Origin of the sequence: Aeromonas piscicola (genome assembly GCF_000820005.1) — a bacterium.
GTDB lineage: Bacteria > Pseudomonadota > Gammaproteobacteria > Enterobacterales > Aeromonadaceae > Aeromonas > Aeromonas piscicola.
This window is the reverse complement of record NZ_CDBL01000086.1, coordinates 53,348-79,054: the sequence shown is the minus strand read 5'-3', so window position 1 is coordinate 79,054 and position 25,707 is coordinate 53,348. Positions and strand designations below refer to the sequence as shown.

26 protein-coding genes are annotated in these 25,707 nt (G+C 61.3%); 11 read left to right on the top strand and 15 right to left on the bottom strand.

Going from position 1 to position 25,707, the window contains the following annotated elements:
• Positions 1 to 81: 81 nt before the first annotated feature.
• Together BN1128_RS23050 and BN1128_RS25755 are read left to right on the top strand one after the other, a co-directional pair.
• A complete protein-coding gene (locus BN1128_RS23050) occupies positions 82 to 1,215 on the top strand; it encodes an agmatine deiminase family protein (RefSeq protein ID WP_042873289.1) in 1,134 nt (377 codons plus the stop codon).
• A 417-nt stretch (positions 1,216 to 1,632) separates the two neighbouring features.
• Positions 1,633 to 2,448, top strand: coding sequence for a hypothetical protein (locus tag BN1128_RS25755; RefSeq protein WP_156140660.1), 816 nt, complete (start codon positions 1,633 to 1,635; stop codon positions 2,446 to 2,448).
• A gap of 328 nt (positions 2,449 to 2,776) precedes the next feature.
• Here BN1128_RS25755 and ydiK read toward each other — a convergent pair whose 3' ends face one another.
• Positions 2,777 to 3,862 (bottom strand): AI-2E family transporter YdiK, encoded by a 1,086-nt coding sequence (ydiK, locus tag BN1128_RS23045; RefSeq protein WP_042873287.1) that lies wholly within the window; start codon positions 3,860 to 3,862, stop codon positions 2,777 to 2,779.
• A complete protein-coding gene (locus tag BN1128_RS23040; protein WP_042873316.1) occupies positions 3,859 to 5,238 on the bottom strand; it encodes a bifunctional NUDIX hydrolase/phosphatase PAP2 family protein in 1,380 nt (459 codons plus the stop codon). The genes ydiK and BN1128_RS23040 overlap by 4 nt, the downstream gene beginning before the upstream one ends.
• Positions 5,239 to 5,433: 195 nt before the next feature.
• Here BN1128_RS23040 and BN1128_RS23035 point away from each other — a divergent pair, with 195 nt between their 5' ends.
• A complete protein-coding gene (locus tag BN1128_RS23035; protein ID WP_042873285.1) occupies positions 5,434 to 5,814 on the top strand; it encodes a hypothetical protein in 381 nt (126 codons plus the stop codon).
• 53 nt (positions 5,815 to 5,867) lie between these two features.
• On the opposite strand, the gene BN1128_RS23030 is transcribed toward BN1128_RS23035, so the two are convergent.
• Positions 5,868 to 6,641, bottom strand: coding sequence for a substrate-binding periplasmic protein (locus BN1128_RS23030; protein WP_042873283.1), 774 nt, complete (start codon positions 6,639 to 6,641; stop codon positions 5,868 to 5,870).
• A 145-nt stretch (positions 6,642 to 6,786) separates the two neighbouring features.
• A complete protein-coding gene (locus BN1128_RS23025; RefSeq protein WP_042873281.1) occupies positions 6,787 to 7,989 on the bottom strand; it encodes a hypothetical protein in 1,203 nt (400 codons plus the stop codon).
• A gap of 215 nt (positions 7,990 to 8,204) precedes the next feature.
• On the opposite strand from BN1128_RS23025, the gene BN1128_RS23020 reads away from it, so the two are divergent.
• The gene (locus BN1128_RS23020; RefSeq protein WP_042873279.1) at positions 8,205 to 8,531 is read left to right on the top strand and encodes a YnjH family protein; all 327 of its coding nucleotides are present in this window, start codon (positions 8,205 to 8,207) and stop codon (positions 8,529 to 8,531) included.
• A 309-nt stretch (positions 8,532 to 8,840) separates the two neighbouring features.
• Here BN1128_RS23020 and BN1128_RS23015 read toward each other — a convergent pair whose 3' ends face one another.
• Positions 8,841 to 10,289, bottom strand: a complete 1,449-nt coding sequence (locus BN1128_RS23015; protein WP_042873276.1) for a catalase — start codon at positions 10,287 to 10,289, stop codon at positions 8,841 to 8,843.
• A gap of 161 nt (positions 10,290 to 10,450) precedes the next feature.
• Here BN1128_RS23015 and BN1128_RS23010 point away from each other — a divergent pair, with 161 nt between their 5' ends.
• Together BN1128_RS23010 and BN1128_RS23005 are read left to right on the top strand one after the other, a co-directional pair.
• A complete protein-coding gene (locus BN1128_RS23010; protein WP_042873274.1) occupies positions 10,451 to 10,948 on the top strand; it encodes a GNAT family N-acetyltransferase in 498 nt (165 codons plus the stop codon).
• 4 nt (positions 10,949 to 10,952) lie between these two features.
• Positions 10,953 to 11,810: an AraC family transcriptional regulator gene (locus tag BN1128_RS23005; protein WP_042873272.1), complete on the top strand. Its 858-nt coding sequence runs from the start codon at positions 10,953 to 10,955 to the stop codon at positions 11,808 to 11,810.
• A 114-nt stretch (positions 11,811 to 11,924) separates the two neighbouring features.
• Here BN1128_RS23005 and BN1128_RS23000 read toward each other — a convergent pair whose 3' ends face one another.
• Together BN1128_RS23000 and BN1128_RS22995 are read right to left on the bottom strand one after the other, a co-directional pair.
• A complete protein-coding gene (locus tag BN1128_RS23000; protein WP_042873270.1) occupies positions 11,925 to 12,824 on the bottom strand; it encodes a DMT family transporter in 900 nt (299 codons plus the stop codon).
• Between the two features lie 201 nt (positions 12,825 to 13,025).
• On the bottom strand, positions 13,026 to 13,466 hold the full coding sequence (locus BN1128_RS22995; RefSeq protein WP_042873268.1) for a DUF2214 family protein: 441 nt from the start codon (positions 13,464 to 13,466) through the stop codon (positions 13,026 to 13,028).
• A gap of 109 nt (positions 13,467 to 13,575) precedes the next feature.
• On the opposite strand from BN1128_RS22995, the gene BN1128_RS22990 reads away from it, so the two are divergent.
• Positions 13,576 to 15,186, top strand: a complete 1,611-nt coding sequence (locus tag BN1128_RS22990; protein ID WP_042873264.1) for a sensor domain-containing diguanylate cyclase — start codon at positions 13,576 to 13,578, stop codon at positions 15,184 to 15,186.
• Between the two features lie 15 nt (positions 15,187 to 15,201).
• On the opposite strand, the gene BN1128_RS22985 is transcribed toward BN1128_RS22990, so the two are convergent.
• From BN1128_RS22985 to BN1128_RS22960, 6 genes are all read right to left on the bottom strand, one after another.
• A complete protein-coding gene (locus tag BN1128_RS22985) occupies positions 15,202 to 15,861 on the bottom strand; it encodes an HAD family hydrolase (RefSeq protein ID WP_042873263.1) in 660 nt (219 codons plus the stop codon).
• A gap of 85 nt (positions 15,862 to 15,946) precedes the next feature.
• On the bottom strand, positions 15,947 to 16,954 hold the full coding sequence (locus BN1128_RS22980; protein WP_042873261.1) for an ABC transporter ATP-binding protein: 1,008 nt from the start codon (positions 16,952 to 16,954) through the stop codon (positions 15,947 to 15,949).
• 6 nt (positions 16,955 to 16,960) lie between these two features.
• Complete coding sequence (locus BN1128_RS22975) at positions 16,961 to 17,737, bottom strand: ABC transporter permease (protein WP_042873259.1); 777 nt, start codon at positions 17,735 to 17,737, stop codon at positions 16,961 to 16,963.
• Positions 17,730 to 18,626 (bottom strand): ABC transporter permease, encoded by an 897-nt coding sequence (locus BN1128_RS22970; RefSeq protein ID WP_042873257.1) that lies wholly within the window; start codon positions 18,624 to 18,626, stop codon positions 17,730 to 17,732. The genes BN1128_RS22975 and BN1128_RS22970 overlap by 8 nt, the downstream gene beginning before the upstream one ends.
• Positions 18,626 to 19,459, bottom strand: coding sequence for an alkaline phosphatase family protein (locus tag BN1128_RS22965; protein WP_042873255.1), 834 nt, complete (start codon positions 19,457 to 19,459; stop codon positions 18,626 to 18,628). Before BN1128_RS22965 ends, BN1128_RS22970 begins: the two co-directional genes overlap by 1 nt.
• Positions 19,460 to 19,468: 9 nt before the next feature.
• Positions 19,469 to 20,515 (bottom strand): ABC transporter substrate-binding protein, encoded by a 1,047-nt coding sequence (locus tag BN1128_RS22960; RefSeq protein WP_042873253.1) that lies wholly within the window; start codon positions 20,513 to 20,515, stop codon positions 19,469 to 19,471.
• A 198-nt stretch (positions 20,516 to 20,713) separates the two neighbouring features.
• Between BN1128_RS22960 and BN1128_RS22955 the strand changes: the two genes are divergently transcribed.
• Positions 20,714 to 21,535 carry a UTRA domain-containing protein gene (locus BN1128_RS22955; RefSeq protein ID WP_042873251.1) on the top strand — a complete coding sequence of 274 codons (822 nt, stop codon included), beginning with the start codon at positions 20,714 to 20,716 and terminating at the stop codon, positions 21,533 to 21,535.
• 138 nt (positions 21,536 to 21,673) lie between these two features.
• On the opposite strand, the gene BN1128_RS22950 is transcribed toward BN1128_RS22955, so the two are convergent.
• Both BN1128_RS22950 and BN1128_RS22945 read right to left on the bottom strand, forming a co-directional pair.
• The gene (locus tag BN1128_RS22950) at positions 21,674 to 22,438 is read right to left on the bottom strand and encodes a helix-turn-helix domain-containing protein (protein ID WP_042873249.1); all 765 of its coding nucleotides are present in this window, start codon (positions 22,436 to 22,438) and stop codon (positions 21,674 to 21,676) included.
• Positions 22,439 to 22,876: 438 nt separating this feature from the next.
• On the bottom strand, positions 22,877 to 23,791 hold the full coding sequence (locus tag BN1128_RS22945) for a LysR family transcriptional regulator (RefSeq protein ID WP_042873248.1): 915 nt from the start codon (positions 23,789 to 23,791) through the stop codon (positions 22,877 to 22,879).
• A gap of 257 nt (positions 23,792 to 24,048) precedes the next feature.
• Here BN1128_RS22945 and BN1128_RS22940 point away from each other — a divergent pair, with 257 nt between their 5' ends.
• From BN1128_RS22940 to BN1128_RS22930, 3 genes are read left to right on the top strand one after another with little or no spacing between them, the layout of a single operon-like run.
• Positions 24,049 to 24,381 carry a hypothetical protein gene (locus BN1128_RS22940; RefSeq protein ID WP_042873246.1) on the top strand — a complete coding sequence of 111 codons (333 nt, stop codon included), beginning with the start codon at positions 24,049 to 24,051 and terminating at the stop codon, positions 24,379 to 24,381.
• Positions 24,382 to 24,411: 30 nt separating this feature from the next.
• Complete coding sequence (locus tag BN1128_RS22935) at positions 24,412 to 25,098, top strand: pirin family protein (RefSeq protein WP_042873244.1); 687 nt, start codon at positions 24,412 to 24,414, stop codon at positions 25,096 to 25,098.
• Between the two features lie 40 nt (positions 25,099 to 25,138).
• Complete coding sequence (locus tag BN1128_RS22930; RefSeq protein WP_042873242.1) at positions 25,139 to 25,531, top strand: DoxX family protein; 393 nt, start codon at positions 25,139 to 25,141, stop codon at positions 25,529 to 25,531.
• Positions 25,532 to 25,707: the final 176 nt, after the last annotated feature.

Here is a 25,707-nt window from a genome sequence, read left to right as displayed (position 1 = left end):
GATCTGATTAACAGCGCTTGTCATTCATATCCTATTTTTTGTCATCAATACGGAGTCGTTCCGCCTCCGAAGGAGCCATCCATGTCATCCCGACGCCATGTATTGAAACAGCTGGCCGCCATCGGCGCCCTGGCCGGGCTGGGCAGCCTGCCACGGGCGCAGGCTGCCAATGTGGCTACCCCTATTGGCTCCCAGGCCACTGCGGTTGGCCGTTACCAGATGCCGGACGAGGCCGCGTCTCAGACTCGGGTCTGGGTTGCCTTTGGCGCGAGCGCCGATATCTGGGGCCGCAATTACAAGGAGGTGCAGGCCACCATAGGCCGGCTGGTTAAAGCCATGACCCCTTACACCAAGGTGAGCGTGCTCTGTCGCGAAGAGGAGGAGGTGCTGGCCCGCAAACTCTGTGGTGAGCAGAACACCCGCTTTATCGTCACCGAGCTGGACGACATCTGGCTGCGGGATACCGGCGGCGTCTTCGTCCAGAACGATGAGGGGGAGCTGGGGCTGGTGGATTTCAACTTCAACGGCTGGGGCGACAAGCAGGAGCACGAACAGGATGTGGGCGTGGCCGAGCTGGTCAGCAAGCAGGCGGATGCCCACTATCTGCAGAGCAAGCTGACTGGCGAGGGAGGCGGCATAGAGGTGGATGGCAACGGCACTGCCATCATGACCGAGAGCTGCTGGCTCAACAGCAACCGCAACCCGGGGGTAAGCAAGGCGCAACTGGAGGCGGAGCTGAAAGCCAATCTGGGGCTGCGCAAAATCATCTGGCTGCCAGGCATCAAGGGCAAGGACATCACCGATGCCCACGTCGACTTCTACGCCCGCTTTGTCCGTCCCGGGGTAGTGGTGGTCAATCGGGACAACGATCCGGCATCCCACGACTACGAGGTGACCCGCCAGCATATGGCCATTCTCAAGCAGGCCACCGATGCCGACGGCAACAAGCTGGAGCTGCATGTGCTGCCGCCACCGCTCGATGTGCGGGACAACCGCTTTAGCCGCAGCCGCGACTTTGCCGCCGGTTATATCAACTATCTGCCGATCAATGGCGCCGTGATTGCCCCCGAGTTTGGGGACAAGGCCGCCGACCGCTACTGCCACGATCTGCTGGCCAAGCTCTACCCCGGCCGCGAAATCGTGCAGATCAATATTGACCCGGTCGCCGCCGGTGGCGGCGGCATTCACTGCATCACCCTCCACCAGCCAGCCTGACCCTCATCTACCCACTGATAGCCTAGGGCGTTGCCACGCCCCGGGTTATTTCACTCCGCCCATTTTGGTTAACCACAAGCCCCTAACCCGCCACCGTTTCGCATCTTGGCCAACGATGTCTTATGGATGTCACCTCGATCACACTCCTGACTTGTTCATGAAGAGGAGGCCGGATGGCACTTTCCATTACCGCTCCGGAAGTGTATTTTTGCTCGGCGGCAAAAAGTAGAGCCAAAGGAGAATGTTGAGCGTATGCGTTCAACACTAGAGTCGTAGGAAATGCAGTGCTTTAAAATGAATTTTTCCGTGGTGATCACGGCAAACCGGAGTTATATGGAAGGCTCTATAACGGATTGGTACCGCCTTCCATCTAATCACTGTTAGCGCAAAAATACTCAATTCCGAAGGAGTCTTCTCATGGATATTGCACTTTGCATACTCGATAACCACACCTACACATCAGCTCAATTTTCTCAATTGCCACTTGCTGACATAAGCGAGAAAAGAAGAAATCTTGTTTGCCCAGAGTGCGGTGGCCCAGCTTTCTTTCGGAAGCCAACCAGAAATGGGCGTGCAGCATGCTTTGGAGCACGTCCTCATCAACCAAATTGTTCGCTGTCTGTACTGGATGAAACTCGAGCTGTTCATGGCCAAGGCGAAATTACGGATGTAATTTATAACCCTGGTGAAAGAATTGTTGTTGACCTTGTTTTTGGCGCCCAGCAGCATGTTCACGCCGAGCCAAACTTAAACCCCATTCCAGGCGGTGCTAGAGCAGGAATTCACATCGGTAACAATGCGGCCACCAATGCTCGCATGCATCGTAGACTTAGCTCCCTGCTCCGTACCCTAATTGAGTCACCTGCATTCAGAAGCTCTCATCAAGTTCTTGAAGTACTAGGAAACGAAATTCAAGCCCGCGATTTCTTCGTTCCACTTCTTGAAATTCAGCGTGATCATTTAAATCTAGTCAGGGGTTTTTGGGGGATGCTGTCTGATGCCGTGACAGACCAAAATGGAACTACATGGCTAAACAGTGGCGGAAGAAGCAATATCAGCTTCGTTATTGACGACAATTCGTTCTTGCAGGTTTGTGAGCGCTTTAATATTAACGAAGAGGAAGACTTTTCAGGCGCATACATTTTAGTCATCGGCGAAGCCAAATTATCTCAAAATGGAAAAGTATATTGCTCCATTCAAGATCCAAACATGGTTTGCATCAGGCTGGCATAAGGCGCTAACCAATCATTCCACCGGGCCTGTGCAAAACGCCGCGCTGGCCGGTGAATTCAAATGTTAACGGTCAAAGAGCCCGTCCGATTAGCAGCAAGGTGTAATCGGACGATCGCGTAATTTGGTTCTACCGCGATAACGGCCACCCTCATTTCCGCTCTGGCAGGCTGCCGCTGACTTATGGATACAACCGGGCAGCGGCATCTCGATCGTCCGATTAGGCTTCGCCAATCGAACCGGCATGGGGCGGTAATAAACAAAAGAGCCGCCCTTATGGGCGGCTCTTGGTATCAGCGATTGATGGCTGAATCGTCTTGTTACCGAATCGTCACTCCGCCTTGGGCGGCTCAACAACGGCGGTCGCCGGTTGGTCACCCTCCTTGATCCAGGCATCCAGCAGGGTGTAACCCACCGCCAGCACCACCGGGCCGATAAACAGACCTATGATCCCCATCGCCAGCAGGCCGCCGATGACCCCCACCAGGATGAGAATGAGCGGCAGATCCGCCCCGCGCTTGATCAGGAAGGGGCGCAGGAAGTTGTCCATGGTGCCCGCCAGCAGTGACCACACCAGCAGGAAGGTGCCCCAGGTGGTGTCGCCGCTCCAGTAGAGATAGCCGACGCAGGCCAGCAACACAGGGAAGGGGCCGATCTGGGCCACGATGAGCAGGAACATCACCACCACCAGGATCATGGTGTAGGGGATGCCGGCAATCAGCAGGCCGATCCCGGCCACCGAAGATTGCACCAGGGCGGTGACCACTACCCCCATGGCCACGGCGCGGATCGCCTGGGAAGCCAGCACTGTGGCATTGTCACCGCGCTCCCCCGCCAGGCGGTGGGCGAAGCGGCGGATCCCGTCGGCTGCCTTCTCACCCGAGTGGTAGAGCAGGCCGCAGATGGAAACGGTCAGCAGGAAGTGGACGAACAGCAAGCCCAGGTTGCCGGCCTGGGAGGCGAGCCAGCGGGCAGTCTGGCCAAAATAGGGTGCCAGCTTGGTAAACAGCACCTGACCACCGCTCGCCAGGATCTGCTGCCAGAACTCATACAACTTGGTGCCCACCAGCGGGATCTGCTGCAGCCAGAGTAGCTCGGGTGGCGGCGAATGGCTGATGGTGGTGCCCAGCTCGATCAGCATGGGCGCCTTCTCCGCCACGTTGGCCAGCGCCATGAACAGCGGGATGACGAAGATCAGCAGCAGTATGCTGGTCATCGCCAGTGCCGCCAGGGCGCGCTTGCCCCACAGCAGGCGCTGGGCCATCCGCATCAGCGGCCAGGTGGCTATGGTGATCATGGTGGCCCAAACCAGTGCGGGCAGGAAGGGGCGCAGTACCATAAAGCACGAGATGATGAGGATGCTGAGAAACAGTACCCCCAGCGTTATCTTGGCCAAGTCCACTTTTTTCATATTCATAGCAATCCCTTGTCGGGGCCGGAGCCCTTGGGTAGCGGGTCAGAGTTCATGAGTGAGAGTATCCACCAGAGGCCGGCGCTCAACCAGAACCCCAGGCAACAATAGAGTAGCCACTGACCGAGCAGGATGAGCCAGGAGCTGGTCAGCCAGAATGGCAACGCCCACAGCAGCGCCCCGAGGGGCAGGCCGCCGAGCAGGGTGATCGCCAGGGTGTACCAGGGTTTTTGCCGCTCCCGCGATAATGGTAGCCGCATGCCGAGGGTCAGACCCAGGTTGAACATGGCCAGGCCTGCCAGCGCCGAGGATTGGCTCCACCATGCGGCCAGTGTGCAGATGAGGGTGAGCCCGCCCCAGATCCATGGTCGGGCAGCCATACCGGACAAACCGGGATGGATCGTCAGCATCAGGGTGCCCAGCAGCAATCCCGCCGCCACATCCGACAGGAAGTGGACGCCGAGCCAGACCCGGGCCAGCCCGGTCAGGGCCGCCAGCAGCAGTGCCAGCGAGGCGCCGCGCCAGGGGTTGGCGGGCCAGCACCACCTGATCAGCAGGCCCCAGAACAGCAACGCCGAGGCGGCGTGACCGCTCGGCATGCCAAAGCCCTGGGCACTCCCGTGCGCCAGCGCGGGATCGAGATGGAAGGGTCTGGGCCAGCCTATGCCCTCTTTGGCTAGCTGGACCAGCAGGGTGAGGGTCAGCATGGCCAGCAACAGCTGACGCAGACGGGTCCAGCCCAGCAGCGGTAGCAGCAAAGGTAGCAGGGCAAGCTGAAAGGCGGCTGAACCAAACAGATTGCTGGCATCGAGCCAGGGCGCTCTGGCCCCGATCCAGCCCTGCAAGCGTTGCATCAGCGGGACTTCCGCCCGGTGCAGAGCATTGCCTTCACCGCTGAAATCCGGTAGCCACAGCACAGGGCTGTCGGGGAGGGCGGCCAGCTGGGGGGCCAGCCAATTGAGCTGCGCCGGAAAGCGGCGCTGTGCATCAGGCAGCCGGGATGGGGCTATCAGCCTGGCGTTGAGGATCTCGCCGCCCAGGTTGGGGGCCTGCAGCAGGGAGACGAAGCCCGTGCCTGTCTGCGCCCGGATGGGATCCAGCGTCTGGCAGGCAAATATAACGGCCCGCTGCCATTGTCCCAGCTCGGCGATGATCCGGCCGCGCAGACCTGTCTCTTCAAACAGCTCGCGCAATGCCGCCTGCCGGGGAGTCTCCCCTGCATCTATGTAACCACCGGTCAGGCTGTAGCGGGAGGAGACCCTGTCCTGCACCAGCAGCAGCTGTTGCTGGTGTTTGACCACGCAGACGGCGGCCGTGGGGGCGGCCGAGACAGGCAGTGTCAGCAGCAGGGCGCAGAGCAGTAAAAAACAGGAGCGGAACATGGTGCCTGAGCATTGGGGGGCTATGGGCGCAAGGGTCACAGAAATCAGATAGTTGGGCAATGGTTTCCTGCCTGGGGCTCACCGGATGGCGGGGTTGACACTGGCTCTGCCTGCGTACAAGGATTGCCCTGTGGTGAGGCAGTCCCTAGTATTGGCAGCTATGTTATTTTCATGCAGCAAACCTTGGGACCTTCCATGAAACAGTTTGGTTTTTTTCTGGGTATCGCCATCGGCGTCATCCTGATCCTGTTCGGCAGCATAGTCATCTTTCAGGCCCTGCCTGCCGCTCTGGACGTGCTGGAGATGCCGAGCCGCATCCCGTTCGTGCGTGAGGTCTACACCTGGCTGATGACCAGCGCGAGCGGCCTCACCGGTCAGCTGGAGCAGAACTTCCTGGAGGCGTTCCAGACGGTACTCAAGCTGATACTGCTCATCACCTTCATGTGGGTCTGCGTCAAGCTGGTCAACATGGGCGTGCTGATCATCCGCGCCGGGGTGGATCTCATCCGCACCGCCATCGAGCACAGCGAGAGCGCCCAGACCAAGAAGTCCGAGCACGACAACCACTTCCAGTAAGCAGACGATGCTATGAAACAGGCCACCTTCGGGTGGCCTGTTTGCATTGTGCCTTACTCGATCAGCGGCAGCAGATCCGCTGGCGGAGATTGCACCACATCCTGATAGCGGGCGATCAGCCGCTTGAAGTCCTCCCCCTTTCTGACCTTGTCGAGCGCCTGCTGCAGGCGGGCGACCTGCTGTTTGTCGGCCGCGGGGTTGAAGGCAAAGCAGTTGTCCTGCTCCGCCAGGGTGGCGACGGTGACGAAGGTATCGGACGGAAATCCCAATTGCTTGGCCTGGTGGAACAACATCACCTCATTGCCGGCCACCAGATCGGTACGGGCCATGATGAGCTGGCGCACCACCTGATCCATCCGCTCCACCGACATCAGGTTGGCGGGGCTGATGCCCCGGTTGAGCAGCAGTTGTTCCCCCACATCCGCCTGCATGACGCCGATCTGCAGTCTGGCGAGATCGGCCTTGCTGGTCACTTTGGGGGCATCCCGCTTGCGGCCTACCAGCGACACCCGGGAGCGGCTGATGGGGCAGACCCACAGGAAGTGGGGATCCCGCGCCTGGGTGTGGGCCGTGGTGAACAGCACGGCGTCCGGTTGCTGGGTCAGCAGATACCAGGCCTTGGCCCAGGGCATGAAGTGGATGGGCTGTTCCGGTTCCCCCATCTCCTGCCACATCAGCCGCAGCAGTTCGACCGCCAGCCCAGTGCTCTTGCCCTGCTCATCCTGACCATTGAACGGCATGTTTTGCTCGGAATAGTAGGTGAATGCCGAGACGGGCAGTGCTGTGCCCAGACAGCAGCAGATCATCAGGCTGAGCAGACGCGACATGGCAGCACTCCTTGCAAAAAATCGTCTTTCCAGTTTAGGGGGCTATGCCGAGAAGTTCATGGTTTCCACTGTGCGGACGGGTTGTCTGGCTTGGCGGTGAGCAATGGGGGGAGGGAAAACAGGCCATCCTGCGATGGCCTGTGGCTTACTTGAGCAGGGCTTCCATCTCGGCTTCGGCGGCGGCGCGTGCCTGCTCGCTCTGCTGGCGGGCGGCTTCAGCCTTGGCGGCCGCATCGGCGACTGCCTTGCCCGCAGTCGTTGCGGCGCTGCTTACGGCCTGCTTGGCGGGCTCGGTCGCGGCCTTGGCGGCCTGCTGCTGTACCGTGGTGGTAGCGCTGCTGACCGCCTGCTTGGCGGGTTCGGTCACGGCCTTGCTGGCCTGCTGCTGTGCCGTGGTGGTAGCGCTGCTGACCGCCTGCTTGGCGGGTTCGGTCATGGCCTTGGCGGCCTGCTGCTGTGCCGTGGTGCTGGCGCTGCTGACGATCTGTTTGGCGGGCTCGGTCACGGCCTTGGCGGCCTGCTGTTGTACCGTGGTGCTGGCGCTGCTGACGGCCTGTTTGGCGGGCTCGGTCGCGGCCTTGGCGGCCTGCTGTTGTACCGTGGTGCTGGCGCTGCTGACGGTCTGTTTGGCGGGCTCGGTCACGGCCTTGGCGGCCTGCTGCTGTACCGTGGTGCTGGCGCTGCTGACGGCCTGCTTGGTGACATCGGTCGCGGCCTTGCTGGCTTGCTGCTGGGCCGAGGCAGTGGCGCTGCCGACTATCTGCTTGGTGGTATCCGTCATGGTCTTGCTGGCACCTTGCTGGATCGAGCCCAGCACGCTGCCGAGTACCGAGGTAGTGGCACCGGTTCCGGTCAATGCCTTGTTGGCGCCGGAGAGGGCGGTGGCCGTCGGGTTGCCCTGAGCCTGCCAGTTCTGCATCTCGCTTGGCCAGGTCGGTGCGCCCGCGGCCAGGTTCTCGCCAAATACCTGGGGTGTGCCATCGCCCTTGAGCAGCATGACGGACATCTGGTTGGTCTGTGAGTTCCAGACCATGCCGGCCTGCTTGGCAACGTCCGGCACGGGGGCGTAGCGGGAGACCACGTAGAACAGCGGGCCTTCCTGCTGCAGCTCGTTGGCTGTCTTGAGCAACTGCATGGTGCTGTCGTAATTGGGGCCCAGAATGCCGGTCATTCGATCCTTGATCATCGGCTGTTCGAACAGGTTGGCTTCGTTGGGGTCGAAACCGACCAGCGGCTTGAGCAGGGCCCACATCAGTTGACTGGTAGGGCTCATCATCAAGAGGGGGGCGACGCAGGCGGACAACATCAGGCTCAGGCAGGCCGCCTGGAGCAACGGCATGATACGCATTGGGATAATATCCAAATAACGATTTGATTAATAAGGTTATATTCGTCGAGAACCGACAAATCCACCGGGGTTTTCCTGCGCCGGTTTTGACGGGCGTGAGCAGGCGCTGGCAGGCTATCATATTGGCTTGGGAATGCCAGTCGGCGTGCGGCTTATTAATCAAGTTTGCGCCGTTTCCGGTCGCTTTCATCCCGTATCGAGCAAGGAGTGACACCATGAGTGCAAGCAAGTGTGGGGTGGGTTGCCTGCTGCTGGTTTTGCTGGGCAGTGCGACTGCCGTCGCCGGGCCAGCCGATGTGAAACAGGCGCAGGCGGGGAGCGAGCTGGTGCTGCCGCTGGGGTCGTTGCCGGAGCGAGTCTGCTGGTATCAGGATCAGAAATACTCCTTGGGTGCCCGCATTCAACAGGGCGACAGCTGGCTGGAGTGCGGCCCGCAAAACGAGCTGGAGAGCAACGGGCCGCTGGCCTGGCGTGAACCTGCAAGGGCGTCGCATGTGGCCGACAAGGCGGCGCAGCGCAGCACCATCAGCGTGGGTCAGTGAGGCTTTTCTTGATCCAGCTAAAGACATGGACGTGACCTCTATCGCATAATGCGGCTCTTTTCCTCTCTTGGCTGGAACCTAAGAAATGGCTCGTCGCTCTTCCAATGCACAACGTCGTCGCAGTAGCTGGTGGTACAAACGCTTGTTGGCAAGGGAGCGGGAAGAGCGCGAAGCGCGTTCCGTCCGGGATTGATACCGCATTGAAAACGGAGCCTCTGGCTCCGTTTTTTATTCATCACGCACCGCCATGACGAGAACGGGGGCCATCAGGCCCCCGTTTTGCTTTTGCAGATGTTGCCTGCTTGCGACTTAGCGCTGCAGGGCGGCCAGTGCCAGTTCGACCCGCTTGGCGTATTCGGGGTCGGCCTGCTCGAAGTGCTTGAGCTGGGCCGCGACTATGGCGTCATCTTCCACGTTGATGAGGGAGCGCGCCAGGTTGGCGGCGAGCCGTGAACGCTGCCCCTCGTCCATGATGCGGAACAGGTTGCCGGGCTGGCAGTAGTAGTCGCTGTCGTAGTCACGAAAATCGTAGTGCAGGGCGGCCCCTTCCAGACTCAGTGCCGGTTCGTGCTGTTCGCTCGGCTGCTGGGTACCGAAACGGTTCGGCTGATAGTTGGGGCTGGCACCGCCATTGCTGTCTGCCCGCATGGCGCCGTCACGATGGGCACCGTGGTGGAACGGGCAGCGCGGAGCGTTGACCGGCAGCAGGCCGTGGTTGACGCCGAGGCGATAGCGCTGGGTGTCGCCGTAGGAGAACAGCCGTCCCTGCAGCATGCGATCCGGCGAGAAGCCGATACCGGGCACCACGTTGGCTGGGGTAAAGGCGGCCTGCTCCACGTGGGCGAAGTAGTTGTCCGGGTTCTGGTTGAGCTCCAGCATCCCGACCGGGATCAGCGGGTAGTCGCTGTGCGGCCACACCTTGGTGAGGTCGAACGGGTGGATTTGGTAAGTCTGGGCGTCGGCCTCCGACATCACCTGCACATAGACCTTCCAGCGCGGGAAGTCGCCCTGCTCGATGGCATTGAACAGATCGGCCTGGCTGGTCTCCCGATCCTGACCGACGGCATTGGCCGCCTCTTCATCTGTGTAGAAGCTGTGGCCCTGCTCGGTCTTGAAGTGGAACTTGACCCAGAAGCGCTCGTTGGCGTCGTTGATAAAGCTGAAGGTGTGGCTGCCGTAGCCGTTCATCTCCCGCAGGCTCTTGGGGATGCCGCGGTCGCTGAACAGTATGGTGACCTGATGCAGGGATTCCGGATGGCGGGACCAGAAGTCCCAGGCGGCGGTGGCGCTGCGCAGGTTGGTGCGCGGATCCCGTTTCTGGGTGTGGATGAAGTCCGGGAATTTCAGCGGATCGCGGATGAAAAAGACCGGTGTGTTGTTGCCCACCAGATCCCAGTTGCCCTGCTCGGTGTAGAACTTGAGGGCGAAGCCGCGCACGTCGCGCTCGGCATCGGCGGCGCCCTTCTCACCGGCCACTGTGGAGAAGCGCAGGAAGACCGGGGTCTGCTTGCCAATGGCGTTGAACAGGTCGGCCTTGCTGAACTGGCTAATATCGTGGGTCACGGTAAAGGTGCCGTAGGCGCCGGAGCCCTTAGCGTGAACCACCCGCTCGGGAATGCGCTCGCGGTCGAAGTGGGCGAGTTTCTCCATCAACCAGATATCTTGCATCAATACGGGGCCGCGCGGGCCGGCGGTGAGGCTGTTGTTGTTGTCGACGACGGGGGCGCCGTTGGTGCTGTGCAGGGTCTTGTCAGTCATGGCTTCTCTCCTTGTTGATATGGGGCCAGCCTACGGATCTGCGCAGTGATGGGCCAATGGGCCTTTCCTAGCCCTTTGATAGGCATCGCAAATGGGTGTGGTGGGGGGATGTGCAACCGCGCCGGATATTGCATGATGGAGGCTTCGAGAAGGAGCCTCATATGCAGATTACTATCCGTCATGCCGAACCCGCCGATGCCCCCGCCTTGCGGGATCTCTACGCCCTGCCCAATGCCCAGGCGGGCACCTTGCAACTGCCGTATCCGACCCTGAGCGTCTGGCAGAAGCGGTTGGAGAACGGAAGCGTGGTGGCGCTGGTGGCCGAGGTCGACGGCCTGCTGGTGGGCCAGATCTCATTGCATGTGGAGCCCAATCCCAGACGCAAGCATGTGGCCGGTATCGGCATGGGGGTACGGGATGACTGTGCAGGCAAGGGGGTGGGCTCTGCCCTGATGGCTGCGGCGCTGGACCTGGCAGATAACTGGCTCAACCTGCACCGTATTGAGTTGACGGTTTTCGTCGATAACGAAGCGGCGCAGGCGCTCTATTGCAAGTTTGGCTTTGTGGAAGAGGGGCGGGCTCGTGACTATGCCTTCCGGCAGGGGCGCTATGTGGATGTGTTCTATATGGCCAGAGTCGCGGGGGGCGCCAGTCGCTAACGGCATGGTCGACTATCAGGCCAGATTGCGTCCGGTGATCCGGGCGTTGGAGCGGGATCCCGATCTCTCCATCGAGGCGCTGGCGGATCGGGCCTGCCTCTCCCTCTACCATTTTCACCGGGTGTTCACCGCAGTGGCGGGCGAGGCGCCGGGGGAGATGTGTCGGCGACTGCGCATGCAGCGGGCGGCCTGGCAGCTCTGCTACACGGACGCCAGCGTCACCGCCATCGCGCTGGAGGCGGGCCTTGCCAGCTCCCAGGCATTTGCCAAGGCGTTTCGCCGCCATTACGGTTGCGCCCCTGGCGAGTTTCGCCGTGACAAGCGCAAAAATGGACACCTGGAGAGCAAGGATGGACACGCATGGGAGGGCTCGACCCCTTATGCTGAAGGTCATTCATCAGCAAGGAGCAATACCATGAAAACTGTCGAGATGGACACCCGCACCCTGGCTTATATCCGGGTCACCGGCCCCTATGGCGAGGGGTATGATGCCGTCTGCGGCCGTCTGCATCAGTGGGCGGCGGCCCGCGGTCTTGAGGGTGGCGAGTGGATCTTTATCTACCACGACAACCCGGAGGTTACGCCGCCGGCCCAGTGCCGCACCGATGTCGGCGTCACTGTGCCTGCCCAGACCCGGGGCGAGGGGGAGGTGGAAACCCAGCTCATTCCCGCCGGACGTTATGCCCAGTCCCGCTACCTCATCACGGATCGCAGCCAGTACGGGCCGCGCTGGCAGGAGCATGTGGGCGACATAGTCGCGGCCGGGCTGGAATTTGGCAGCGGTCCCTGTTTCGAGCTCTACCACAGCGTGAGCAACGATCCCCTGCGCGACGACGTGAGTTTCTGCTCCAGCGTGCGTTAGCCATGTGGCCACCAGTGGCAATGAAACGAGGCGCCCGTGGGCGCCTCGTTTCATGTGAGATGGGTGACGCCGTCTCGGCACAGCCGCCCCGAGAGAGCAAGATGTCCGCCCGCATCAGGGCTGGCTGGGCACCTTGTCCCGACGCGACTTCCACCACCAGCGCAGGCGGATCTGGGAGATCAACATGCCCGCCAGCATCAGGGCGCAGCCCACCATGGCACGTTCATCCAGGGTCTCGCCGAGCAGCAGCACACCGCCGATGGCGGCGAACACCGTCTCCAGGCTGAGGATGATGGCGGCGTGGGCCGGATGGGCGCCGCGCTGTCCCACCACCTGCAGTGTGTAGCCGATCCCGACCGAGACCAGACCGGCATAGAGCAGCGCCTGCCAGCCCGCCACAGCGCCGCTCATGGTCGGCGTCTCCATGGTGAAGGCGACCCCCAGGCTGAGCAGGCCGCACACCAGGAACTGCACGCCAGCCAGGCGGATCGGCGCGACCCGGCTCGAGTAGTGATCCAGCACCAGCAGATGAATGGCCCAGAACAGGGCGCCGATCACCTGCAACAGGTCGCCGTAGCCTATGGTGAACTCCTCGGTCACGCTCAGGTAATAGAGCCCGGCCATGGCGATGAGGGCGCCGATCCAGGTGTTGGCCCCGGTCTTGTGGCGCAGTGCCAGGCCGATGACGGGCACCAGTATGATGTAGAGGCCTGTGATGAAGCCCGCCTTGGCGGCCGTGGTATAGAGGAGTCCCACCTGCTGCAGGGAGGCGGCGCTGAACAGCACGAGACCGGCGAGCAGGCCCCCGGTCAGCAACAGGCGGCGATCACCGGACTGACCCGTGGGCTGGCGTGACTCGAGCCACCACAGCAACGGCAGCAGGGAGGCGGCCCCCAGCAGAAAGCGCAGACCGTTGAAGGTGTAAGGCCCCATGTGATCCATCCCCAGCCGCTGGGCGACGAAGCCCAGCCCCCAGATGGCGGCGGCCATCAGTAACATCATGTTCGAACGCATACGAATTCATCCCTGAAAAGGTGGCGGGCAGACACCCGTCCGCAAAACTCCAGCCACCAAGATAACCGTGTGCGGGGGGATTTGTCTTTAGCGCTCGCGAGTTTGGTCCACAGGAGGGGCTGTGAGAGAAAAGGGTGGCCGCCGCAGAATGGCCGTGTAGGGGACGGATTAGTCCTTATGGCTGCTGAATCAGAGTCGTCTTCAGCTGCTGACGAGTTTGGCCAGCAGGGGAATGAGGGCAAGCAACAAGAGGTTGCCGCGCAGGATCCAGATCACCCAGAACTGCTGCTGGATGGAGACCATGGGGGCCCGACCCTGGCGCAGGGAGCGGCGCCAGCGATAGAAGAGGCGGCTGGGGTAGCCAAAGCTGATGGCCATCACGAAAAACAGCAGCAGCTTGGTGCGATAGCCTGGGTTGGCGAGCAGCACGGCGGGCTCGTCGGGGTGGGCGAGCACCTGCAACACGCCCGTGATGAAGATGAGCAGCAGGGCCAGCGCCGCCAGGCCGTCGGCCAGCAGCAGCTTGCGTACCTGTTCGATGGACATGCCGCGCCGGAACAGAAAATACTCGGAGGTGATGGCCCCGGTCAGGGTGATCACGGCGCAATAGTGCAGCGCCATCAGCAGATCCGGGTTCAACATCCGTGTCGATTACCTCTTGTTGAGCACATAACCAGCTTCCTTTTGGACTCCATCCTGTGGTGCTGATATTCTGACATTACATCATGTCTGACGGTAGCAGGAGTCCGGGTTGGATAAGCGTGTTGTCTCCAAGAAAACCTGGTCTCTGGTTGCCCGGATGCGCCTGGGGTTGTTGCTGTTGTTCATTCCTGTACTGATGCTGGGCGGCATCTACTATCTGCACATGGAACGCAGCCTGCAAAACGAGTTGCAGCAGCGTCTGCTCGCCACCAATCACCAGTTGCGTCACGTCTTCATCGAGCCCTATCTCCAGGAGATGGAACGGCAGTTTACGCTTATCTACGACCAAGTGAAGGTGGAAGATATCAGCGGCCCCCGCCTGCACAATACCGAGACCTATCTGAAGGAGTGGCGGCTCTACAAGGGGATGATGGCCGACCTGATCTACATCTATGTCGGCACGGCAGAGCGCCAGATGCTGATTTATCCCAAGTGGGAGGCGGATGCCAACTTCGATCCCAGGGGCCGCCCCTGGTATCAGCTGGCCAGCCAGCATCTGGGCAAGATGGTCTGGACCGAGCCCTACTACGACTACACCAACGGGAATCTGGTGATCGCCCTGGCACGGGCGTTGACCGATGCCAGCGGCAAGGTGCAGGGGGTGTTTGCAGTCGATGCCATCCTTGCGCCCTTCTCGGCCCAGCTGAACCGCCAGGCTGACAACGGTTACCAGATGATCGTCAATCAGTCCGGCAAGGTGCTGGTGCACCCGGATCCCGCCCAGTTGCTCAAGCCCATGGCCCATCCCCAGTGGCTCTCCCGCTTCAATCAGGGGGATGGCATCTTCCTGGACAAGGCCTCCCAGCTGTTCGTGGCCTACAGCAAGTTGCCTGAGCGCAACTGGGTGCTGATCAGCGTGCAACCGGCGGTCAGCGTTCAGGCCGCGATCGACAGGGTCTCCCTCAACGTGCAGCTGATGGTGGCGCTGGCCTGCGTGCTCTATCTCGTACTGGCGCTGGTGTGGTCCCGTTATTTTCGCCGCATGCTCGATGAGATAGCCGCCATGATCCGGGCCAGCCGGACCCAACCCGATGACGTACCCCAGGGCGGGATGCGGGAGCTCAAGTACGTCTACGCCGAGCTGGCCGAGGCGAGCAAGGATTATCACGAGGCGCGCCAGCAGGCCAATCTGGACAAACTGACCGGCCTCTACAATCGCCGTTTCTTCGACGAACGCCTGACCCGGCTGTTGCTCGAACACCAGCCCTTCTGCCTGGCCATGGTCGATCTCGATGACTTCAAGCGGGTCAACGACAACTATGGCCACCAGACCGGGGATGTGGTGCTCAAGCGGGTGGCTCAGCTGGCCATGCGGCTGCTGGGGGATCATGGCTGGGTCTGCCGTTACGGCGGGGAGGAGCTGGTGGTGCTGATGGTCAACCCGGACACCCACTTCTGTCTGATGTTGCTGGAGCAGTTCCGCAAGGGCGTGGAGTCACTGGACTGGCGCGAGCCGGGCCTCAAGCTGACCTTGAGTGGCGGGCTGGTGGCCAGCAACGGGGTGACGCATGGCAAGACGTTGCTGGAGGTGGCCGATGCCGAGGTCTATCGCGCCAAGCGTGATGGCAAAAACCGCATCTACCTGGGCAAGCCGCAGGAACTTGTGGCCGGAGAGGGGAGCTTGCCAAAGGGCAACCTGTTGAGCAACGAAGAGGCCTGAGGGCCTCTTCTTCATTCAGCCGATCAGCTGCCAGTCCAGGGTCGGCCAGTCGTGTTCGGCGGCGACCTGACGCAGACCGGGAGCCGGGTTGACCGCATGGGGATGGGTCACCGCCCGCAACATCGGCAGGTCGTTGTGGGAGTCACTGTAGCCATAACTCTCCTGCCAGAGGTTGTCATCCCCGGCAAACAGCTGGTTGATGCGTGCCACCTTGCCCTCCCGAAAACTCAGGGTACCGCGAGTCTGGCCGGTCAGCATGCCCTCCTCCTCATCGAGCAGTATGGCGACGCAGTGATCCATCCCCAGCATCTGCGCCATGGGCGCCACCAGATGCTCGCCGGAGGCGGAGATCAGTACCAGCTCGTCGCCGCGCTCCCTATGCCATTCGATGCGCTCCACACCCTCGGAGTAGAGGCGCTCGCGCAGCACTTGCTCGGTGAAGTGCTGGCACTGCTGGCCGAGCCACTGGCGCGACTTGCCCGCCAGCGGCCGCAGGGTGAATGCCATGTACTGATGCATGTCCATCTTGCCCTGATGGTAGAGGGACATCATGGCCTGCTCCTCGGCAATCATGTCCGCCGGGGCCAGCTCCTGGGCCACCATGTACTCCAGCCAGAGGCTGGCGGAATCCCCGGCAATCAGGGTTTCGTCCAGATCAAACAGTGCCAGTGCCATACCTGCTCCTAGCTATCCATAACTGTGATGATTGACGGGCGGCATGTTGGCCGCGCGCCGATTTAAAGGGGGCGTAATCCATCGCTTATGCTACCTCACACAGTTGATCCCGGGCCACCGCCAGGGTGACGGCCGTGCCCACTGGCAACAGGTCGCGAGCCGAGCGATTGAGGGTATCCACCGTCAAGAGCCCCGCTTCGCACTCCACCTGATAGCGGATGATGTTGCCGAGCAACTGCTGCTGGCGAATGACGCCGGGCAGGCAGGGATCAAGGCTCTGCGTCCCCGCAGGCAACAGGTTGATGGACTCGGGTCGCAGCGCCAGGGTGCCGCGAAAACGGGGGCCGAACAGTGACTTGGCCTGCTCGGGGGCCAGCAGGTTGTAGTGGCCGATAAAGCTCGCCACGAACTCGCTGGCAGGCTGTGTATAGATCTGCTCCGGGCTGCCGCTTTGCACTATCTCCCCCTTGTTCATCAGGAACACCCGATCCGACATGGTCAGCGCCTCTTCCTGATCGTGGGTGACGAAGATGGTGGTGAGCTCGAGCCGCTGCTGGATCTCGCGGATCTGCAATCGCAGGCTGCGGCGGATGCGGGCATCCAGCGCAGAGAGGGGTTCATCCAACAGCAGGATCCGCGGCCGTACCACCAGGGCGCGGGCGAGGGCGACCCGCTGGCGCTGGCCGCCGGAGAGCTCGCCTGGATAGCGGCGCTCGAAGCCATCCAGCTCAACCAGGCTCAAGGCCTCCTGCACACTGGCGGCCAGTTCCCGTCCAGGCTGGGGTTTCATTCTGAGGCCGAAGGCCACGTTGTCCCACACCGTCATGTTGGGGAACAGCGCATAGCTCTGGAACACCATGCCGATGCCGCGCTTCTGCGGCGCCTGCCAGGTGATGTCCTCACCTGCCACCCGTACCTGACCGCCATCGACCGGCGTCAGCCCGGCCAGTGCCCGCAGCAGGGTGGATTTGCCGCAGCCGGAGGGACCGAGCAGGGTCACCAGCTCCCCCTTGCGGATGCCGAATTCTATCCCCTCGAACACCTTGGTCTCGCCGTAGGATTTGTGCAGTTGGGTTACTTCTAGATGGAACATATGGGATCACCGATGGAATCTGTTCGCCGCCCAGGTGAGCAGCAGGGTCAGCAGGAAGTAGCTCATCACCAGCGCGCTGGTGAAGTGGCCCGAGGTGGCGCGCATGTTGTAGAGATAGACCTGCAGGGTTTCGTAACGGGTGCCCACCAGCATGTTGGCAAACACGAACTCACCAAGCAGGAAGGAGAGCGACAGAAACAGCGCCGCCAGCAGCCCCTTGCGCAGATTTGGCAGCACCACCATAGCGAAGGCGCGTGCGCTGCTCGCCCCCAGCAGGTGGGCGGCATCCATCAGATCCCGGAGCGGCACGCCCTGCAAGCTGTTGGCCAGTGCCCGATACATGAAGGGGAGCACCACTGTGAACCAGGTGCCCACCAGGATCCAGGGCGTGCCGACTATGGGCAGCGGACCGTCGGCGTAGATCTGCAACAGCCCCACCGAAGAGACCACGGGCGGCACCGCGAAGGGGAGCAGGATCAGCAGGTTCATCCAGGGATCCAGCTTGGGGAAGTAGTAGGCCACCACCAGCACGGTCGGGACCAGCACCAGCGTGCCCAGCAGCAGGGTGGCGAAACAGACAAACAGGCTGCGGCCGAAGGCAGCCAGGAAGCGCGGATCCCCCCACAGTTGCAGATACCACTCCAGCGTGAAGCCGTCCGGCAGCAGAGTTGCGCCCCAGCGGGTGGAGAGGGAGTAAAGCAGGGTCGCCAGCAGTGGCAGCAGCAGGGTGGTGACCAGCGCCCCCAGTACCCACCTTGGCCAGCGCGGTGTCAGGTCATTCATGGGATTGCCCCTTGTTCACATAGCTCTTCTTCAGCAGCCACTGGTTGGCGGCCGTCACCACGCCCAGCAACACCATCAGGATCACCGCCAGCGCCGCCGCCAGATTGGGTTCGAGGAAGATGTCGCCGGAGACCAGGCTGGCCACCCGTATGGTCACCAGGTTGAAGTTGCCCGTGGTGAGGGCGTAGGCGGAGGCATAGGCCCCCACCGCATTGGCAAACAGGATGATGAGAGTACCGAGCAGTGCTGGCGTCAGCACCGGCAGCGCCACGTGCCACACATACTGCCTCTTGCTGGCACCCAGCAGGGCGGCGGCCTGGGGCCAGTCATCCTGCAGCGCATCGAACGCCGGGTAGAGCAGCAGCAGGGCGAGCGGGATCTGGAAATAGGTGTAGATGAGGATGAGACCAGCCCCGGAGTAGAGGTTGAAACCGTCGATCCAGCCCCAGGATTTGAGCAGCAGTGTGATGGCGCCGTTGATGCCGAGAATGATGATGAAGGCGAACGCCAGCGGCACACCGCTGAAGTTGCTGGTCATGGTGACAAACGCCAGCAGGGCTCGCTTGACCCGCTCACCGCTCTGGCGCAGCGCTGCCGCCCCCAGGGTGCCGATGGCAAGCCCTGCCAGACTGGCGATACCGGCGATGCGCAATGAGTTGGTGAAGGATTGGAGGTAGAAAGGGGAGCTCAGGATCTCCCGGTAATGATCCAGGCCCCAGCCTTCCGGGGTTTGAAAGCTGCCCACCAGTACCCACACCATGGGGGCGAGCTGGAACAGTATCATCAAGAGGAAAAATGGCAGCAGTACCAGCGCAGGCAGCCAGTGACGACGGGTTTGACGCGGGATCACGGCTTGATCCGGCAGGATCCGGGTGGCGGCAGAGATCATCAGTGCACCTCGCGCAGGCAGGCTGCCTTGAGCAGCGGCAGGCCGCTTGGCTTGTCATGGGAAACGCCAAGCAAGTCGGCCATCAGACCGCAGAGCTGGGTTTGTTGCAAGGCCGGTCCGGCAGGCCACTGGGCCACAAAGGCATCGCCAAACAGCCAGAGCGGTACGGTGCGCTCCTCGGGCAAGGTGCCGCCGTGGCTCAAGTCGTTGTTCATGCCGTGATCCGAGGTCACCAGCACCTGGTAGCCTTCCCCCAGCCACTGGGGCAGCAGATCGGCCAGCAGGCTGTCCATGCGGCGCGCCTGGTTGCGGTACTGGCGCGAGTCCAGGCCAAACTTGTGGCCCGCATCGTCCACTCCCATGGGGTGGATCAACAGAAAATCGGGATCATGCTGGGTTCTGAGCCATTCCCCATCCATCAGCAGATGGCTGTCGGGGTAGCTGTCATCCCAGTAGAAGCAGCCGTGCTGGATCGGCAGCTGCTCGTCATGGGTATAGCGATCCCGCAACGCGAGCCAGGGAGTGCAGTTATAGAGCTCGCTCACCCAGTAATAGGCCGCGGCTGCCGTGCGTTTGCCGCTGGCTCGGGCGAGATGGAAGATGGATTCATGCTGGCTCAAGCGACTGACACCATTGTGGGTGATGCCGCTGGCCACTGGCGGTACGCCGGTCAGGATGCACTCGTAGAGCGGCCGGGAGAGGGAGGGCAGGGCACAGCTCAGGGTCGTATACAAGCCGCGCTGTGCCTCCACCATGCCTGTGAGGTAGCCCATTGTGTGGGCTACCTCGGCAGACAGGCCATCCACAAGTACCACTATCACCTTGTGTTGCACTGGATCCCCTTACTGCATGTTGATCATGACGGTTTCCTGCCACTGGCGCGGCAGGGCCTTGGAGCTCTGTTCCCAGGCGGCATGATCGCTGACCGGCTTGGCATTGGCATACTGCTCGGCAGGCAGCAGCTTGGCTTTCACGTCATCCGGCAATACCACATTGCTGCGGATGGGACGGGCGTAGCCACGGGCCAGGTTGATTTGACCTGCGTCTGAGAGGATGTATTCCCGGGCCAGCTTGGCGGCGTTGGGGTTCTTGGCCCACTTGTTGATGATGGTGGTGTAGCCGGCGATGACGGAGCCGTCGCTCGGGATAACCACATCAAACTTCTTGGGGTCTATCTTGTCGCGGTAGTTCAGTGCGTTGAAGTCCCACAGCACGCCGACTTCCACTTCACCCTTCTCGATATTGGCGATGGAAGGGTCGTTCAGGGAGAGGCGTCCCTGTTTGGCCAGCTGGCCGAACAGCTCCAGGGCGGGCTTGAGGTTCTTCTCGCTGCCGCCGGTGGCATAGGCCGCCGCCAGCACGCCGTTGTTGGCCTGAGAGGCCACGCCGACATCACCCAGGGTCACCTTGTAGTCGCCACCCAGCAGGGATTGCCAGCTGGTGGGGGCGGCCTTGACCAGATCCTTGTTGATCAGGAAGGCGATGGTGCCGGTATAGGCCAGCATCCAGTGACCGTCCGCATCCTTGGCCCAGTTGGGAATGTCGGCCCAGCTGGAAGGTTTGTAGGGCTGGGTAACCCCCTGCTTGACCGCAACCGGACCGAAGGCACCGCCCACATCGCCGATGTCGGCGGTGGCATTGGCCTTCTCGGCGGCGAACTTGGCGATCTCCTGCGCCGAGCTCATGTCGGTATCCTGATGCTTGATGCCGTAGATGCTGCCCAGCTGCTGCCAGGTATCCTTCCAGTTGGCCCAGCTGTCGGGCATGCCGATACTGCTGAGCTGGCCTTCGCCACGGGCGGCCTTCTCGAGATCCGCGATGTTCTCGGCGGCAAACAGTGGTTGACTGATGGCCACCAGGGCCAGTGCACTTGCGATCACGCTTTTCATCATCCCATCCCTCTGGACTAGGTCAGTTAAGGTTCGAGAGGGATGCTAGAGGGGAAATATGACGGTGGCGGGGCGCTTTGATGGCAGTTTGATGACAATCGCCCTGTCACGCCGCTGTCATCCAGAGCGGTTACAACTCTGAACCCGAGTGAGGCTGGACTACTCCAACAGGGACTTTGCCAGCCACTGGGATTCAGCATGACCAACAGGGATATGAGTGTGACCGAGCCGAGATTGAGCGAGCAGGGAGTAGCCGATGGCCGCTCCTCCTCCAAGTGCGAACAGATTGGCCAGACCCTGCGCCGCTATATCGGCAGCGGTCAGTTGGGGGCCGGGCAGCAGTTGCCCGCCGAACGGGCGCTGAGCGAGCGCTTTGCCACCACCCGCATCACCATCAAGGAGGCGCTCTCCAGCCTCGAAGCGGATGGCCTTATCTACCGGGCCGAGCGGCGCGGCTGGTTTGTGGCGCCGCCAAGACTCACCTACGATCCCGCCATCCACACCCACTTTCACCAGTGGATCGGTGAGCAGCAACGCACCGCCGAAACCCGGGTGCTGGCCCACGGCAGCGAGCTTGCCAGCAGCGAACTGTGCCGCTGGATGGGGCTGGAGCCCTTTACCCCGCTCTACGAAATCCGCCGTCAGCGGCTGATCGATGGACGCCCGGTGCTCCACGTCAGCCACCACCTGCTGGCCAGCCGCTTTCCCGATATCGCCAGCGCGCCGCTGGCCAGCTCCCTCACCGAACTCTATCAACAGCGCTATGGCATAGGTCAGGGCGGCGCCAGCCTCGAGATCACCCCCTCGTCGGCACGGGGAGCCATAGCCCGCGCGCTCAATCTGGCGGAAGGGAGCGCCGTGCTGCGGCTGGTACGGGTCAATTATGACGAGCGAGGGGGGCTGGTGGATTGCGATATTGAACACTGGCGGCCGGATGCGATACGAATTCGTCTGGATACCCGGGCGCTGCAGCCTGCATTCATCCTCCCAAAATATCCCCATATGGCGGAGTCACAATAAATCAGCGAGCACTGCCGGGCACAATGGCGATACGAATTCCTCTAGACACCCGGGTGCTGCAGCCTATGGCAGCAAGACGGTCTGAATTGCCGCTATCGAGCTGACCAAGGCAGACGGATCCCGCAGGATCCGACGGGATCAGTTGTCGATATTGGGGATCAGGTCGTCGAAGCTCTGATAACCGCAGTCCGCCAGCTGCAGCGACATAGTGTAGGTCTTGCTGCCCTCCCGCTGGCCGATGGCGGGGCGGTTGAGTTTGAGCTCCTGATGCCAGTACTCCTTCATCCGCTCGATCAGCGCCATGGCCTCGCTCTCGTCCAGATGGAGCTGGCACAGCGCCATGTAGTTGTTGGACTTGTGCATGTTCTCCACCAGATAGTCCCCCAGCACGGACATGGCCTGGCGCGCCTGCTGGCGGGCGAAGCGGCTGTGCTGCTCGAAGCTGATGCGCTCGCTGATGAGGAAGTGGTAGCTGTTGTCTATGCCGAGCTGCAGTATGCCGAGCTTCTCCAGCTTGCGCAGGTAGAGGTAGCAGGAGGCATCGGTCAGGCCATATTCCCGTTTCAGATCGATCAGCGTCTTGTCACGCCAGAAGATGTTGGCGAGAAAGGCGTAGAGCCCCGGCTCCTTGTGGAATGCCTCGTCCTGCTCCTGGGTGAAGACGGCGCGGCGGCTCTGGGCATCCTGGGTGCGGTCCAGCAGCTCCTCGAACGAGAGCCCCACTAGGTGACAGATCTCCAGCAGGGTATCGAACGGCAGCGAGGGTTTGTTCATCATCCGCTTGATGGTGGCGATGGAGACCCCCATGGCTTCTGCCAGGGTCTGATAGCGGATCCCCTTGTCGGTCAGGGTCTTCTTCAGGGTGTCGAGAATATTGTTGGCCAGGGTCTGGCTGTAGGTCATGCAACTATTCCTTTATCTGCATCTTTATGTTGTGTCAGAAACTGGGTTCTTTTTTAGTTATGGGCTCAGATACTGACACTTAAAAAAACCAGAGGAAATAAACCCGTCGTAATCGGTTGAAATGGCCAGACCAGTCAAGGGTGAAGGTTGCAGATAGTGATACTCTGTGGTGCATATCCTTCAACCATTCAACATTTTGCTGGTGGCGCATAAAACATCGCGCATAATTCAAAACGAATCGGATTCAAGACCTTCCTGGTTGAGAAATCGATTGTTTGCTTCCAATTTAAGGGTTTTTTAAACCGAAAGGTTTTTATTCTTTCCTGGCATTGAGCGGAACTCGCAAGAGGTCCGCTTTTTTCTTTTCCCCGAATTTGCGCCCGCCGTCAAGCGGAGGCGAGCGCCGCCTCCATCCGTCATGCTTAGTGTTCCCCGGCTTCACTCCCCCTTGCTGGGAAACAGCTTGGGGATCTCCCGCACCAGCCAGCTCTTGGCCTTGCCCATGGTATCGCGCCGCCAGGCCAGTACGACCTGGATCTGATGGCGATACTCGGGGCTGATCACCTTGAGGCGGCCCGCCTTGATGTCCTCTTCTATCCAGCTCAGCGGCATGGTGCCGACGCCTATCCCCGCCAGCAGGGCATCGCGCTTCTCCGCCATGGTGCTGACGGTGAGGCGCGGCTGCTTGTCGAGCAGGCGATAGGTGAGCACCGGCTTGCGTAGCGCAGAGTCCGCCACTGCGATGGCGCGGTAGCGGCGCAGCGTCTCGTCCGCCAGGGGCTCGGGCTCCTGATGCAGCGGGTGCTCCGGGTGGGCGACGTAGAGCATCAACTCTTCCTGCAGCGCCTGATGCTTGATGCCGGTCAGCATGATGTCGGGGTTGAGGGAGGAGATGAGCAGGTCGGCCCTGCCATCTTCCAGACACTCCCAGCTGCCTGCCAGTACCTCGGCGCGAAACCTCAGCCGGGTATCCGTCAGCTCGGCCAGCCGCTCGACCAGGGGATAGAGCGCCTGCAGCGGCACCAGGGCATCGACGGCTATGGTGATGTCGGTTTCCCAGCCACGGGCCAGCGCCCGGGTCTCGCCCACCAGATGCTCGGCGGCTTCCAGCAGCACCCGGCCCCGCTCCAGCAGCATGCGGCCGGCCGGGGTGAACTTGGTTCTGTGGCCGCTGCGATCAAACAGCATGGCGTCCAGCTCGTCTTCCAGCTTCTGTACCGTGTAGCTCAGCGCCGAGGGGACCTTGCCCAGCTCGTCGGCGGCCGCCGCGAAGCTGCCACGGCGATCGATGGCGTCCAGCACCCGGATGGCTTCCAGGGTCAGCGCCCGTTCCTTGTTCGATTCCTTGGCCATTTCATACCTTCAATTTTTTTGAACATGTTTGCCAGTTTATCTCGCTAACAACTTAGGCCAAGTGTCTTTAATATTCAATCAACGCTTAGGCAGGAAGGCCAAGCGGCCAAATAAACAGTAGTTCCGGGCAGAGACATCACAAAGAGTGATGTCTGATGTCGGTAAAAGAACAACACACTATTTGAATAACCTCTTGCATGGATGCATTGATTCTGGCCGAACCGGCCTTGGCAATGACATAAAAACCAAGAGAGTGAATGAACATGAAAAACGTAATCAAGATGCTGGCCGTTGCAGGCCTGATGACCGCCGGCTTTGCTCAGGCTTCCGTCCCCGCTGACCTCAACGCCGCACCGGGTGTGCTGTTCGTCAACTGGCACGCGACCGCCGCGGTGGAAGGCAAGGGCAACCCCATGCTGGAAGTGCGTGACGAGTCTGGCGATGTCGTGGCATCGGTCCACGCCAACCTGATGGGCAGCCAGCAGGTACAGATCCCGAGCCGCACCCAGGGCAACCTGACCGTGAGTCTGGGTGAGCAGAGCAGCGACTACCGCATTCCGTTCGGCATCGGTAGCGGCAAGCAGCGTTAATCAACCGTATCGGTACGTGAGGAGCACACCATGATGAAATTGAGAGCCGCAGAAGCGCGCGGCAAGGCCAACTTCGGCTGGCTGGATGCGCGCCACAGCTTTTCCTTCGGGCACTACTACGACCCGGACTGGATGGGGCATTCGGTGCTGCGGGTCATCAATCAGGATCTGGTTGCACCGGGTGGTGGATTCGCCACTCACCCTCACGCCAACATGGAGATCCTGACCTGCGTGCTGCAAGGCACCATAGAGCACAAGGACAGCCTCGGCCACGCCGAGCAGATCCCGGCAGGGGATTTCCAGCTGATGAGCGCAGGGTCCGGCATCCGGCACAGCGAGTACAACCCCTCGCAGACCGAGCCGCTCTCCCTGTTGCAAATCTGGATCGAGCCGAACGAACACGGCACGACCCCCGGCTATCAGCAGAAGAAGATTGAAGCCAACCTGGGATTGACGCTGGTAGCGTCACCGGATGGCGAAGCGGGATCCTTCAGGATCCGCCAGCAGGCCCGCGTATGGCGGTTGCAGCTTGAGCCCGGTGAGAGTCTCACCTGGGCGCTGGCCGGCCGACACGGCTACCTGCAGATGATTTCAGGGGAGCTGACCGCCAACGGTCTGGCTGCCCGACCCGGCGACGGGGTACTCAGTCGTGATGAACCCAAATGGGATCTGGTGGCAATGAGTGCCAGCCAAGCCCTGTTATTTGACCTACCCTGAAGCAGTCAGCGGTGATTTGACATACAACGAGGAGTTTGAAATGGACAAGATGAAAGATGTGGCACTGCTGGTGGGTCGCGTACTGCTGGCACTGATGTTTGTGATTGCAGGCTGGGGCAAGATCGGCGGCTATGCCGGTACCCAGGGTTACATGGAAGCCATGGGCGTACCCGGATTCATTCTGCCGCTGGTGATACTGCTGGAGCTGGGTGGTGGCCTCGCCATCATGCTGGGTCTGTTCAGCCGCAGCCTCTCTGTGCTGATGGCCGGTTTCACCCTGATGGCCGCCTTTATTTTCCACTATCAGCCTGCTGATCAGATGCAGATGCTGATGTTCATGAAGAATGTCTCCGTGGCCGGTGGTTTCCTGGCTTTGGCGGCGGCCGGTGCAGGGGCCTTCAGTCTGGATGCCCGCCTCGGCAAGAACTGGTAATACCCGGATAGCGAGAGTTTTCCAACGCCTTTTGGCCGGTGCAGCAGCACCGGCTTTTTTATGCCCGCCATTGACCCTTTCCCGCCCCGCATGATGGCGACGTGATCTGCGGCAACAAGCGCCTTTTGCATCTTACCCCCCGATCCCCGACAATCCCATTTCGTGTGAAGTGACGG

Bases quoted from the DNA above. Each gene is read 5' to 3' on its own strand.
- BN1128_RS23050 (WP_042873289.1), top strand. From the start codon at position 82: ATGTCATCCCGACGCCATGTATTGAAACAGCTGGCCGCCATCGGCGCC.
- BN1128_RS25755 (WP_156140660.1), top strand. From the start codon at position 1,633: ATGGATATTGCACTTTGCATACTCGATAACCACACCTACACATCAGCT.
- ydiK (WP_042873287.1), bottom strand. From the start codon at position 3,862: ATGAATATGAAAAAAGTGGACTTGGCCAAGATAACGCTGGGGGTACTG.
- BN1128_RS23040 (WP_042873316.1), bottom strand. From the start codon at position 5,238: ATGTTCCGCTCCTGTTTTTTACTGCTCTGCGCCCTGCTGCTGACACTG.
- BN1128_RS23035 (WP_042873285.1), top strand. From the start codon at position 5,434: ATGAAACAGTTTGGTTTTTTTCTGGGTATCGCCATCGGCGTCATCCTG.
- BN1128_RS23030 (WP_042873283.1), bottom strand. From the start codon at position 6,641: ATGTCGCGTCTGCTCAGCCTGATGATCTGCTGCTGTCTGGGCACAGCA.
- BN1128_RS23025 (WP_042873281.1), bottom strand. From the start codon at position 7,989: ATGCGTATCATGCCGTTGCTCCAGGCGGCCTGCCTGAGCCTGATGTTG.
- BN1128_RS23020 (WP_042873279.1), top strand. From the start codon at position 8,205: ATGAGTGCAAGCAAGTGTGGGGTGGGTTGCCTGCTGCTGGTTTTGCTG.
- BN1128_RS23015 (WP_042873276.1), bottom strand. From the start codon at position 10,289: ATGACTGACAAGACCCTGCACAGCACCAACGGCGCCCCCGTCGTCGAC.
- BN1128_RS23010 (WP_042873274.1), top strand. From the start codon at position 10,451: ATGCAGATTACTATCCGTCATGCCGAACCCGCCGATGCCCCCGCCTTG.
- BN1128_RS23005 (WP_042873272.1), top strand. From the start codon at position 10,953: ATGGTCGACTATCAGGCCAGATTGCGTCCGGTGATCCGGGCGTTGGAG.
- BN1128_RS23000 (WP_042873270.1), bottom strand. From the start codon at position 12,824: ATGCGTTCGAACATGATGTTACTGATGGCCGCCGCCATCTGGGGGCTG.
- BN1128_RS22995 (WP_042873268.1), bottom strand. From the start codon at position 13,466: ATGTTGAACCCGGATCTGCTGATGGCGCTGCACTATTGCGCCGTGATC.
- BN1128_RS22985 (WP_042873263.1), bottom strand. From the start codon at position 15,861: ATGGCACTGGCACTGTTTGATCTGGACGAAACCCTGATTGCCGGGGAT.
- BN1128_RS22980 (WP_042873261.1), bottom strand. From the start codon at position 16,954: ATGTTCCATCTAGAAGTAACCCAACTGCACAAATCCTACGGCGAGACC.
- BN1128_RS22975 (WP_042873259.1), bottom strand. From the start codon at position 17,737: ATGAATGACCTGACACCGCGCTGGCCAAGGTGGGTACTGGGGGCGCTG.
- BN1128_RS22970 (WP_042873257.1), bottom strand. From the start codon at position 18,626: ATGATCTCTGCCGCCACCCGGATCCTGCCGGATCAAGCCGTGATCCCG.
- BN1128_RS22960 (WP_042873253.1), bottom strand. From the start codon at position 20,515: ATGAAAAGCGTGATCGCAAGTGCACTGGCCCTGGTGGCCATCAGTCAA.
- BN1128_RS22955 (WP_042873251.1), top strand. From the start codon at position 20,714: ATGACCAACAGGGATATGAGTGTGACCGAGCCGAGATTGAGCGAGCAG.
- BN1128_RS22950 (WP_042873249.1), bottom strand. From the start codon at position 22,438: ATGACCTACAGCCAGACCCTGGCCAACAATATTCTCGACACCCTGAAG.
- BN1128_RS22945 (WP_042873248.1), bottom strand. From the start codon at position 23,791: ATGGCCAAGGAATCGAACAAGGAACGGGCGCTGACCCTGGAAGCCATC.
- BN1128_RS22940 (WP_042873246.1), top strand. From the start codon at position 24,049: ATGAACATGAAAAACGTAATCAAGATGCTGGCCGTTGCAGGCCTGATG.
- BN1128_RS22935 (WP_042873244.1), top strand. From the start codon at position 24,412: ATGATGAAATTGAGAGCCGCAGAAGCGCGCGGCAAGGCCAACTTCGGC.
- BN1128_RS22930 (WP_042873242.1), top strand. From the start codon at position 25,139: ATGGACAAGATGAAAGATGTGGCACTGCTGGTGGGTCGCGTACTGCTG.